Origin of the sequence: Moorena sp. SIO4G3 (genome assembly GCF_010692305.1) — a bacterium.
Classification (GTDB): domain Bacteria; phylum Cyanobacteriota; class Cyanobacteriia; order Cyanobacteriales; family Coleofasciculaceae; genus Moorena; species Moorena producens_A.
Genome location: NZ_JAAHIG010000291.1, coordinates 1 through 11291 on the forward strand (window position 1 = coordinate 1; position 11291 = coordinate 11291).

Annotated in this window: 7 protein-coding genes and 1 pseudogene; 6 read left to right on the top strand and 2 right to left on the bottom strand. The window is 40.8% G+C overall.

Annotation, left to right across the window (positions count from 1 at the left end; genetic code table 11):
* Positions 1 to 272 precede the first annotated feature (272 nt).
* Together F6J99_RS33305 and F6J99_RS33310 are read left to right on the top strand one after the other, a co-directional pair.
* The gene (locus F6J99_RS33305; RefSeq protein WP_293119488.1) at positions 273 to 1187 is read left to right on the top strand and encodes an Rpn family recombination-promoting nuclease/putative transposase; all 915 of its coding nucleotides are present in this window, start codon (positions 273 to 275) and stop codon (positions 1185 to 1187) included.
* Between the two features lie 139 nt (positions 1188 to 1326).
* Complete coding sequence (locus tag F6J99_RS33310) at positions 1327 to 1488, top strand: hypothetical protein (protein WP_293119490.1); 162 nt, start codon at positions 1327 to 1329, stop codon at positions 1486 to 1488.
* A gap of 64 nt (positions 1489 to 1552) precedes the next feature.
* Here F6J99_RS33310 and F6J99_RS33315 read toward each other — a convergent pair whose 3' ends face one another.
* Together F6J99_RS33315 and F6J99_RS33320 are read right to left on the bottom strand one after the other, a co-directional pair.
* Complete coding sequence (locus F6J99_RS33315; RefSeq protein ID WP_293119492.1) at positions 1553 to 3835, bottom strand: NACHT domain-containing protein; 2283 nt, start codon at positions 3833 to 3835, stop codon at positions 1553 to 1555.
* A gap of 7 nt (positions 3836 to 3842) precedes the next feature.
* Complete coding sequence (locus F6J99_RS33320) at positions 3843 to 4904, bottom strand: trypsin-like peptidase domain-containing protein (protein ID WP_293119494.1); 1062 nt, start codon at positions 4902 to 4904, stop codon at positions 3843 to 3845.
* A 607-nt stretch (positions 4905 to 5511) separates the two neighbouring features.
* Here F6J99_RS33320 and F6J99_RS33325 point away from each other — a divergent pair.
* From F6J99_RS33325 to F6J99_RS33340, 4 genes and pseudogenes are all read left to right on the top strand, one after another.
* Entirely contained in the window at positions 5512 to 6225 is a 714-nt protein-coding gene (locus F6J99_RS33325) for an FAD-dependent monooxygenase (protein ID WP_293119496.1), read from the top strand.
* A 132-nt stretch (positions 6226 to 6357) separates the two neighbouring features.
* Positions 6358 to 7663, top strand: a pseudogene (locus F6J99_RS33330) (transposase).
* Positions 7617 to 8408, top strand: coding sequence for an FAD-dependent monooxygenase (locus F6J99_RS33335; protein WP_293119498.1), 792 nt, complete (start codon positions 7617 to 7619; stop codon positions 8406 to 8408). The pseudogene F6J99_RS33330 and the gene F6J99_RS33335 overlap by 47 nt, the downstream one beginning before the upstream one ends.
* Before the next feature lie 521 nt (positions 8409 to 8929).
* Entirely contained in the window at positions 8930 to 11230 is a 2301-nt protein-coding gene (locus tag F6J99_RS33340; protein ID WP_293119500.1) for a hypothetical protein, read from the top strand.
* Positions 11231 to 11291: the final 61 nt, after the last annotated feature.

The following is an 11291-nucleotide window of genomic DNA, read 5'->3' on the forward strand; positions in this document are numbered from 1 at the left end:
TACATCCAAGCCCCCTAAATCCCCCAATTCTGGGGGACTTTTACAAGCAAATTGACTCTTGTTCCCCCCAAATTTGGGGGGTTAGGGGGGCAAAAATCAGTATAAAAAAACTTTTCAGATATCCTCTAAGGGCATTGCTGATTCTGGCTATGGTTTTCCCAATTCTGGGGGTAACAAAACTTTCAAAGTCCCTCAGAATTCGAGGAGCAACGGGGGCTTTAATAAAACTAGATTATCGCGCATTTATTCCTTAATTCAGGAACGCCAAAACTATGAGATTTATCAGCCCAAAAATAGATTATGTCTTCAAAAAAATATTTGGTTCCAAAGAAAGTAAAAATATATTAATTAGTTTCCTTAATGCTATTATTTACAATGGCGAACCAATCATTCAATCTTTAACCATTATTAATCCCTATAATCCCGGTCAAGTGTTGACTTTAAAAGACACTTATTTGGATGTAAAAGCAGTGTTAGCGGATGGAGAAGTTGTCCTAATTGAAATGCAAGTCTCATCCATCACTGGTTTTAGCAAACGGGTACTTTATAATATGGTGAAAGGATATGTTAATCAGTTAAAAACAGCAGAGGACTATATTCGTCTTAAACCTGTTATAGCTGTCACAATTACGGATTTTATTTTGTTTGACGAAACTAAGCAAATTATTAATCAATTTGTGTTTCAAGAAAAAACCGAAAAGTTTGAATGTCTGGAAGAGGAATTGCAGTTAATATTTATAGAATTACCGAAATTCCAGAAAAAACTATCAGAATTAGAGACTTTAGCCGATAAATGGATTTATTTCCTCAAAGAAGCTTCTAGTCTCGATAATATTCCTCCTTCTTTAGGAGAAGTATCAGAGATAGAATCAGCTTTAAATCTTGCTAATCAAGCTGGTATGACTCCAGAAGAATTAGAAATTGCCGATCGCCGTGCTATGGCATTACAAGATGAAAGAGGAAAACTAACTTATGCTGAAGAAATAGGCAAAGAAATAGGCAAAGAAATAGGAAGAAAAAAAGAAGCGATCGCCTTAATCATTCGTCAACTGAAAAAGCGTTTTGGGGAAATTGATACAAAAACCATTAGCAAAATAGAAAAGTTAACAATTGAAGAGTTGGAAAATTTGGGAGAAGACTTCTTAGATTTCAATAACATAACGGATTTAGAAAATTGGCTTAACTAGCATTCAGCGATGCAGTCGCTCATGGGGGAAACCCCCTTTGGCGGCGCTGCATCCCGGATATAGCGTTCATAGGACTCATGAGGTACACATTATTTTTTACCTGTTCTCTCTTCCCTTCCCCTCCTGGGAGGGGTTAGGGGTGGGTTCCTCTTCCCTGCTCCCTGCTCCCGTCTTGATGCAAAGCGCGAGTGGGGGAAACCACGGCAAAGCGCTCATGGGGGGAACCACGGTAGTCGCTCATGGGGGGAACCCCCTTTGGCGGCGCTGCCTCCCCAAGACCGCGCTGCATCGCTGGTGGTAGTTTTCCGGCTAGTGCTTGAGCCTAACTGAAACAGGCTCGGGTTCGACTTGGCCAGGTTGCTCTCTTAAGAAATCTGTTCCTCTGTCTCATTGATAGGGATAGATTGAAAATATTCTTTGAATTCTTGATGGTAGAACTGGTATCCACCACCAATTCTCTTCATAAAAGTAAGTTCTCTAGCATACTCAAGAAACCTTACATAGTCGATGGGGATGCAATCATATCTTACAAGAACTAATCGCAAAGTATAATGGAACATGTAAGAGCGGCCACTACTATGTGCTAAGCTAGCAACCAATCCGGTAATCAGGGAAAAACATAGTCCAATAATGAGCATAATCAGATCTATTTTATCAATAAAAAAAATAATTATCGTATAAACTATATAAATGCTGAATGCACTAATTATTGTAATTTTTAAAGCCAGATTAAATAAGTCCCGAATACCTTGATTGGGTTTTGCAGTTTCATTGGTATTGCTCTCTCTTACAAAGCTAGCATTGATGCTCCAACTTACGAGAGTAACTATTCCAAAAAAAGGCCCCCAAATCAGTCCAATAGTCACAGCCTCAGTTAACTTATATTGGAAAATAGTTGGCATTATTGCCAAACAACCAAAGAATATACTTATCCCTATTCCTATTACAGACCTTATAGTTATAATAGAACTAATATTTTTTATAATCTCCTGCCAATATTTTTTTATAGAAAATTTATTTAATGGGACATATATTTCAATTTTTTTTTCATGGTAATTTTGATAATAGTTAACTACTGAAGTACTAATAAATCCCTGAATTATTCCGAACAACAGTCCCTTTTCGAGAGAGCTTTCCGTTTGTGGGGATAAATGTAATATATAGTAGTGAAGGATAGCCCCATAAGCTGCTCCAAAAAGAAGTCCAAAAAATATACAATTCCACCAAAATACTAAATTTCGATAAGTTTTTTTCTGAGATTGATCCAAGCACTTAGGCTGCATTTCCTCAATCAGAAAGGTTGATGACTCCATATGTTGGGCCAGCCACTTTAACCAGCGCTTCACCTCATATTCGTCATATTTCAGCCACCTTAACCAGGGCCTAATCGGTCTTTGCCTGAAGTTTTGAAAGCTCTGCTTAACATAGGCATCGATCAATTCTTGACGACCCTGTTCTAAATCACCCGTACTAGAAACATTTTTTATTTCTAGTTGAGTCATTATATTAAGCATCAAGGGCGTACGGGCTAAGTCTTGTAGTAGATTATTGTGTTGGAGCACTTGTTGTAGAGCTCTTCCTTTTTGGCCATGGCTGGCTAAATAGTCCTTAATCTGTTCCTCTTGCAGAGGTTGAACCTGAAAATAGGTTGTCTGAACAAGATTTAAGAGTTTATTAATTAAGAGTTTATTAATTAAGAGTTTATTAATAATATTTACATAGTCTTGTCTGCGGCAAGAGACCACAATATGTGTATCAGAATATTGATCAATAAAATTACTAATCTCCCTAACACAGTCTGACTGATGTCGCTCTTTTACCTCATTAAGACCATCTAAAAACAGGATCATATGCTCTTCTTCAAGCAAAGACTGGGCTAATCTTTTGTTAATTCTATAGTTAGTCCTTAGTTCCTTAATCAGCCAATCATAAAGGGAAAGGGATTCTTCCTTATTATTCCAACGGGATAAGTCAAAATAAGCTGGGAGATTAAAATTAACATTATTGACATTATTTATAGCATTTTGATAATAGATTTCTGCTAGCTTTAACAAGGCTGTCGTTTTACCTACTCCAGGCTCTCCCAGAATCCATCGAACTGGTAGTTTTTCGCTGAATAAAGCTGGGATAGTATCTATATCATTAGAGCTTTCATAGAAGTCATATTTATCATTTGGCTGGATTAGATTTAGTTTCTTTAGTTGAAGGCTAATTTCGTTTCTAAGTTGGATTATGTTAAATTGGTTTGTGAGGAAATAATCAAATTTTTTTAAGAACTTCGACCGCTCCTTCTGCAAGTTATCTTCCTGCTTAGAGGAGGGATTTGGTTGTGTGTTGTTTAGTTCCTGTCTAATTTGTTGAAGCAACCTATCTATTATTTCCTGCTGGTCGATGCCTACATCTTTACTAATCTCTTCCAATAGGGCACACAGTGCTGGCTGACCAGGCGAAATTTCGCCGAAGCGTACCAGTTTTATGACCATCTCAGGGATGAAATCATTGACAGCTCCAGTCAAGACCAGACGATCCAACACAGCTGAATCCATGCCTAACGCCCGTTGTAAATATGCTTGACGCTCACCAGCAGTTCTCATATGGGGTCTAAGTAGGTCTAATAATTCATGTTCTGTTGCTCTACTTATTGTCATTGCTCAACTACCCCTCCAATCCAGCATAAATATTGGACGCGTTCTTCTCTAGGTCATGCAACACAGCGATCATACTCGTGCCTTCATTTCTTAAGTAACTTTGTGTTGTTCCCGGTTCGACTAACCTGCCGCCGCTGTGGTGAATGGCAACTACCTGAAAAGTATCGTCAAACACAGGGGAACCTGACGAGCCAGGTAGGGTACTAGTGGTATATTGCACTAGGCTGGCATCAGCATAGGCGACGAAGTTATTCTGCATGGAAATTTTCTTGAGGTGTCCACCCGGATGCTGAATAATTGCCACGCGGTCATCTCGCCGCATTTGGTTACTCTTGAGGACAAGGGGAATGCCAAAGGGGGGCAAGTCTTTCAGAGATATAACCGTATAGTCTAATTGAGCATTCGTGTAAAACCCATCCTCCGGTAAACCCTGAACCGTCTGTGTTTCGCACTCCCTACCATTGATATCCAGTTGGTAATTGAAAGTATATTCGGTCTGTTGAGCCTCCTCTCTACTAGCGATGACGTGATTGTTAGTCATCAATAGATTCCGTGAAATCATGAAACCGGTACCTGTCCCATTTGGAGTACGCAAATGAACTACAGCTTTTGCCGCCTCCAGAGCCAGATTCAAAATGTAAATATCGCGTAAGGTATTTTCTCCAATAATCTTTTCTTGTACATCAGCCATACTACTTGCTTGCCGCCATTGGTCAATCAAGCGGCTGGGACTGACAGGGACATCAAGGGGATACTTATCAAATAGCTCCCGAATGAAATCTGAATCTTCATCCCCTCTCAACAGCTGAATGTAGTTGAGGAAGACGCTTAGGGCTTCTTTTCCGTAAGCGACCTGTCCAAACTGTGACAAGAACCTTACTACTTCTACAGAAGCTAACATCGGGGCACCATCCAAATCTAGCCGTGCTAGGATCACATCTGCCTGGGGTACACCCTCCAAAGCCCCTGCAACCAAACGTCTGCGATCGCGCACGTTGGCAAACTCGGGTAAATTCTGAACAATACGGGTTAGTTGTCGGAAGTCAGCTTGTTGAAGCGTAACGGTCATAAGCTTACCTAACCTCTTCAATCAAACATTGATTATTTTTTGTATTTACGTATTTTCACTTATATATAATGGTACTGGTAAAAATGTAAGTAGCCCTGGGTAGCCAAGCTCATTTATGTAACATATTATGAAGGAGCGTGCCTTGAAGGGAAATCTGAATCGTTATGCGTGATCAGCTCGTTTTTATCTGGGTTGTAAACGCAATTCTTGCAGGAATTGGCAAAAGGCAAGAGGCAAAAGGAACCCACCCCTAACCCCTCCCAGGAGGGGAAGGCAAGAGGCAAAAGGCAAGATCAATAACTTAGTTTCAATGCCAACTGCTCTATTCCCAGATCCGCTGTTACCTGTTCCCTAAAAAAACCTAATTTTGTACTTAATCAATTCGCCAATTGCTATAGTTGCTATGGTAGTATAGGGTTTGTATTTGAGATGTAAACCTAGAAGGTCTTTTTTGATTTTCCAATAAAACTCCGGATCTATAACCGCTCTTGCCTTTTGCTAGCATGCCTCTTGCCTTTTTGGGAAATACGTGTGTTTACAACCTAGATACAAACGCCCTTATAATTGCCCGAAGGGAAGCAGCGAAGCTGATCGCAAAAATATAATTATGATCGACACTTATGATATTGTTGTGGTTGGTGCTGGTCCAGTGGGATTAGCCACTGCCATTGGCTTACAGCAGCGAGGTATCTCTAATTTTATAGTCCTTGATCAAACTCGTGACTTTCGTCGAGTTGGTCAGGTGATCGATCTTCTGCCTAATGGATTAAAAGCGCTTAACTACATAGGGCATTCTGCTTACGAAGCCGTTCAAAAAACGGGTATGGAGTTTTTGAAGAAAGCGCAAGCCAATCAAAATCCCGAAACAACCATCAGCAAACAAAAACTACCTAAGACTTCTCCTCAATGGGTTGTCAAAAATTTTAAGGGAGAGCCAATTCATTCTTTTCCTATTAGCTATGAGAGTTGGTTTAAGGATTATGGAGAGGGTCGAGTCTCTATATCTTGGTACGATTTACAGACCACTCTCAGAAACCAACTTCCCGTTGAACAGGTTAAAGCGAATCATCGTTGTATCAATGTTGTTGATGAAGGAAACACCGGATATGTTCGGCTAGATTTTGTTTCTGATGCAGCCATAGAAGCAAATCCCTATGCTCATTGGTCAAACAGACAGAACGATGAGGATACAGTCTCCTTCAATTCAGAGCATAGTGGCCAACAATTTCAAAAAAAATCAATCCGGGCTAGGCTAGTTGTTGCTGCAGATGGGATAAACTCTACCATTCGTCGGATTGTTTATAAAGGATCTAAACGCTGAAAACCCCGCGTCTTTAGACCGGGGATGAAAGCGAATAGCGGCTTTAGCCGCCTAGAAAGAAGATCGAGACAATAGTTGACACTTTAGTCTGACAGCGCTAGACTAAAAGAGTCGCAGTCAAGGTCGAAACTGATGATTATTCTAGAGTTCAAAGCAAAAGGGAAAAAGCATCAATATTTTGCTATCGATGAAGCTATCCGGACTGTAAAGTTTATTCGCAACAGTTGCCTCAGGTACTGGATGGATAACAAAGGAGTTAACAAGTTTGACCTTAATAAATACAGCGCAGTCCTTGCTAAAAAATTCCCCTTTGCTAATGAGCTGAACTCTACTGCTCGTCAGTCTAGCGCTGAAAGGGCATGGTCATCCGTTGTGCGATTCTTTGATAATTGCAAGAAAAAAATACCTGGAAAGAAAGGGTTTCCCCGCTTCCAAAAACACTGTAGATCTGTTGAGTACAAACAGTCAGGATGGAAATTGTCCCCTGACCAAAAGTCAATAATATTCAGTGACAAGAAAGGGATAGGAAAACTCAAGCTCAAAGGCACCTGGGACTTGTGGCGCTTCGACAAAAAGCAAATTAAGAGAGTTCGGATAGTCAAAAGAGCTGATGGTTATTATGTTCAGTTCTGCGTCTCCGTTGACGTAGTCGAAGAACTGGAGCCATCTAAAAGTACTGTCGGACTGGATGTAGGACTGAAAGAGTTCTACACTGATTCTGATGGAAATTCTGAACCCAATCCTAGGTTTTACAGAACTGGGGAAAAGCGATTAAAGTTTTGTCAGCGCCGGGTTTCCCGGAAAAAGAAAGGCAAGGCCGTAGGCCACGCTTCGCGAACATTCAATCGCAGAAAAGCGGTTAATAAATTAGGCAGACAGCACCTTAAAATAAGTAGGCAGCGTGTTGGCGAAGCCTGCGCGAAGCGCATAGAACATGCAAAGAGACTTGCACGTTGCGTAATCCGGTCTAACGACCTGGTTGCCTACGTTCGCGTAGCGTGCCGTAAGGCAAGATTTAAGAGTCAAAAACCTAGTAAAAAATCACTGTCTGGCTAAGTCTATTAATGATGCAGGTTGGTATCAATTTAGGAAATGGTTAGAGCATTTTGGAACTAAGTTTGGCCGGGTCACAGTTGCAGTGAATCCCGCCTATACTAGCCAAAACTGCTCTGAATGCGGCGAAGTGGTCAAGAAGTCACTATCAACTAGGACTCATGTCTGTAAGTGTGGTTGCAAACTTGATAGAGACCACAACGCTGCAATTAACATCCTAAAACGAGCCTTGGGTACGGTGGGGCACACCGGAACCTGGGTCATTGACCCAAACGCTTCAGGAGAATCGACCTCTACTCTTTCTGGTTCCGGCCTGATTGAGCAAGTTGACTCGTTGATTGAAGAATCCCCGCGTATGCGCGACCGGGGAGTGTCAAAAGGATAGTCCCTACAGTGGTTTAGCCAGACCTGACTATTCCGGGTTTGCCGCCCTATTCTGTATGGAAATCACGGATATTCCCCCAGAGCTAAGCACAGAGGTTGAAAACAAATTTTTTGAGCAGGAACGGATTATAACTATCACTAATGATCGCACTAATGATCAAATCTCAGAGGATTCCGCTTCTATGGAATCTCCACGGATGATCCTATTTCGCCGTTCCAATGCTCAGTTTGGGTATTTGCTCCATCTTCCTTTAAACCAGGAAGAGTTGACAGAAAAATCTGGAAGTGCGTTGATTGCTTTAGCATTACGAGAGTTGGAAAATGCTAATTTTCCCAAAACTATCACACAATTAGTGGCTTTATCTCCTCCTCTCAACATCCAATCCCGTCCGTATTACATTCACCGTGTAGAAACTCTATCTCCCTGGAGTTCAGGGAGAGTCGTCTTAGTGGGTGATGCCGCCCATGGGATGCCTCCTTTCATGGGTCAAGGGGCTAATCAAGGATTGGAAGATGCTCTGGTTGTAGCTACCATGATTGCTAATATTGTACAGAAAAATAATCTTGATAATATCCAAGCAATCGCCAATGGTTTCCTTAACTATGAATCTCTTCGTCGTCCCTTAATGGAAAAGATTCAACAAGCAACATTGACCAGAATTCCCTACAGTAACAAACAAGCATGGCATGACTACCAACAATTGGTATATTGTCGTAACTTTGACCAACTGCTGGAGTATCGCTGATTCTAGGTATAGTTTCCCCCTGGGGCAAGACTGTTTCATTCCCAAAAACTAAAAGCCTTACACTGTAAGGATTACAGAAATTGCTAGTAGGCAATTAATTCTGTGTAGGTGCTTAGTTTTACCCCAAATTGTTAAAAAATAATTAAGAACTTAGTTAATTTTCAAAAAAAAACTATTGTGAAAAAAGAAAGCCTAATATAGCGTTTATCGCAGCTATGAGGTACAAGCTTCTGTGAGATTGATTCCCTGTTAGCTGCCCTTGACCTTGGCGAATTTAATTCGCCACAGGTCGCACCACCTATTGATTCAGCCCATCGCTATGCTCTCTTCCCAGATCCGCTGTTTCCTGCTCCCTAAAAACCAGAAATTTGTACCTCACAAGTCGTAGATTTTCTATATATATATGTTTTAAGCGGACTCCAATAACAGAAATCAAAAAACTATGATATTCAGCTCAATAAAAGCTGAATCAAATTTATGCTGATTGTTTATTAATTACTTAACAAAAAAACAGAGCAAATATGACTAAAACCCTACTTGTGCCCATCCATGTTGATGCCCTATGTCTAGACAGCGAGGAACCTGCCCTCAAAACAATGGCTGATTATAGTAAATTACCGTATAAGTATCAAAATGATACCCATGGTTCGGGACAAGATAATCTCAGCGAACAGATTCTTGCTCCCTTATTCAACCAAAATTTTGAGCTTAAAGCAGGAATCCATCTCCATTGGTCATTACCAGATGCCCTAACGAATGGACAACATGATGAAACTGGAACGACTTTCCCTCGTGTACCTAACCGTTGGTTAATTTTACGCCAAGGAGGTAATAAAGGGGAGAAGCAATGGATGATTGAAAGTGACTATCTCTATCCTGAACGTGAACCGGGCGATCGCAGTTCACCACCTGATGCCATTAATATTCTGATCGAACCGCCAGATTTGGCTACTGTTGATCCTGAAGACCCTAGCACTTTTCAATATCAGCGTTATCGCTATATGGGACGGACTTGGGAATTGGGAGCATGGGAGTCAGACGGAGAAACTAAGGAATATGCCTCTGAATTGACCGCTATTGGCAATAAGGCAACAATACCCATATTTGATGAAGTTAAAGCCACCTTTGCCGCATTTTATCCCAATTGTTATAGTGTTTTCGGGTTGGTGGATTCTGACTATACCACTGATACTCCACCCTCTGGATTGCAATATGATGTCATTGGTTATTACAGTGATGAGCAACAGGATTTTTTAAAGTTATTCTTAGCAGAACCAGAAAATGAGGGTAAAACGAATGCAGAATTACTGGAACTCTTGCAAGCAGAGTTTAATTGGACTTTAGATTTAGAGCAACTAGACCAAGGTTTCCCAGAAAGGACACTGTATCATTCCAGAGTGACTTTTAGTGGTAATGGTAATTCTGCAACAGATGGAGTGAACAGTTTATCTGATCCAACCATTGCGGTGGCTGATTCAGCTCCCGAAGCTCTTGCTGCTTATTTAGCTCACTCCTTCAACTCTGACAACAATGATACAGGGAAGAACATCCGCAAGGAAGTTGAAGACAAGATAGATGCCTTGCAACTATTAGAAAAGTTGCAGTCACGCAAACTTGATGTTAGTCCCAAATTTGTAGAAGGGCAACATGAGTTAGGGTTTAGTACTCAAAATGATGGCTATCTTTGGACTCTTATCCCTGAAGTTTCTAAAGAAAAAGACAGGAAATTGATTTCCAAGAAACCCGGTCAACAGAGAATACCGACACAACTGGCTCAAGCACTCAATGAACTTAATCGTCTCCAAGAGCAATATCATCAGGCTTGGCTAGATATAGAATCTATGCGTCGCCAGTTGTATAGCCAGTGGTATTACTTTATGAAGAACAGTACTGAAGATGATGGAAATTTATACTACACTATCAATGAGACCAGTCTTATCCCCTTACGGACAGCGATCGCCCAAGTCGGAGAGTTAGAATTTACCCAAAATGGAGATGAAAGTGCCACAGTCACGGCAAAGGCTTTGCCTTTTGGTATTTTATCTCAGTTACTTGATGCCTATGATGGGAATTATTTCAGTTATTATGTTAGTGCTATTCAAGGTGCTGCGCAGGGAAATTTTAGCGATTGGGAAGGTATACAGACTGAATTTGCCAACTGTGGGGTGACATTATCCGATCGTCCTACTGTTACAACGATTACTGAAGGTGAAGCTTGGCAAATAGAGGATAATGGTCAACTTTATGACGTTAAAGTAGAAGGGGGTATTTTTAATATTTATATTCCTCCCACTGACACTCAAATCGCCGTTCAAGTCACCAATGCTATTCATAATTTAAGTGAATTGATCGCCGCAAACAACAACCAAACACTAACGACTAAATATAATCTCAGGCCATTTGTCAGTCAAAATTATTGGCGTGCCAATGAACCAGCTATTTTATTAACAGGAGACGCAGCAAAAGCCCCCATTCGCTTTGGACAAGATGGACGGTTAAATGAAAATGATTACTTAGAGTGTCAGGCTTTAGATTTTGATGTCAATACAATTATTCAGAATTGGGCGCAACTTCAAGAGCAAATTGATACTCTCCAACCTCAAGGAGATGAAGAATCAATTAACTTTATCACTTGGAATGAACAACCCTGGAATCCTTTTGCTTTCCACTGGTCAGTTCTCTTTTATCCTTGTCGTGATGGCGTAAGCGGTGAAGTCCAAGATTACCACCCCAATCAAATTCTTGATAACTATAGTTTAGAACCCACCCCTACAGTTAAAACATTGAATTTGGGCACCCTGATGTTATATGTAAGTATGTAGGTAATAGGTATATATGGAATTCGAGTTGGTCAGACCTCAACATTGACCAATTGGAGTTGGT

Bases quoted from the DNA above. Each gene is read 5' to 3' on its own strand.
- F6J99_RS33340 (WP_293119500.1), top strand. From the start codon at position 8,930: ATGACTAAAACCCTACTTGTGCCCATCCATGTTGATGCCCTATGTCTA.
- F6J99_RS33320 (WP_293119494.1), bottom strand. From the start codon at position 4,904: ATGACCGTTACGCTTCAACAAGCTGACTTCCGACAACTAACCCGTATT.
- F6J99_RS33325 (WP_293119496.1), top strand. From the start codon at position 5,512: ATGATCGACACTTATGATATTGTTGTGGTTGGTGCTGGTCCAGTGGGA.
- F6J99_RS33315 (WP_293119492.1), bottom strand. From the start codon at position 3,835: ATGACAATAAGTAGAGCAACAGAACATGAATTATTAGACCTACTTAGA.
- F6J99_RS33305 (WP_293119488.1), top strand. From the start codon at position 273: ATGAGATTTATCAGCCCAAAAATAGATTATGTCTTCAAAAAAATATTT.